Here is a 595-nt window from a genome sequence, read left to right as displayed (position 1 = left end):
GGAGAGCGGGAAAACGGAACCGAATCGTGACCAGACTGGTGAGGCTGAGGAGCCTGCTGGGACTGGTGGGGCCAGTGGGAATGGCGGGCGCGACGCGAGTGCCGCCGGGAACGGAGACGAGGACTCCGGTTCGGCCGGCGGCGAGGACGCTTCCGAAGAGGCCGACGAGGACTCCGTCGAGGACGTTGCGGACTCCGTCGAGGAAGTGGACGGGTCTCGGGCCGCCGTCGCGGAGGAGGGCGCCGAAGCCGTAGATGAGGCGGATGGAGCGGGCTCGACGGACAGTGCGGGGGTAGCCGAAGACGCCGACGCCGATTCCGCCAGCGGCTCCGATTCCGGTGCCAACTCCGGCTCCGCAAAAGGTGCGGACGCCGACGCCGCCACCGTCGCCGTCACCGCCACCACCACCGACGCGGACGAGGACGCGGGCACCGACTCCAGCTCGGCTGCCGACACCGACGCTGACGCCGCCGCAGATTCCGATTCTGGTTCCGGTTCCGGTTCTGTCGCCGGAACGGGTGCGGAGGGCGCCCGGACGGCCGACGCCCGGGCGGGTGAAATCCCGTCCGCCGGCGCGGACCGTACGGAATCGCGC

Annotated in this window: 1 pseudogene; it reads left to right on the top strand. The window is 71.6% G+C overall.

The annotated features are described in order from the left end of the window. Nucleotides 1–205 precede the first annotated feature (205 nt). Nucleotides 206–595 (top strand): annotated as a pseudogene (locus AC13HU_RS37985) (hypothetical protein); the annotation flags it as partial.

Source organism: Streptomyces sp. NH27 (assembly GCF_056859195.1).
The sequence above is the reverse complement of the archived record's forward strand: the minus strand, read 5'-3'. Positions and strand labels throughout refer to the sequence as shown.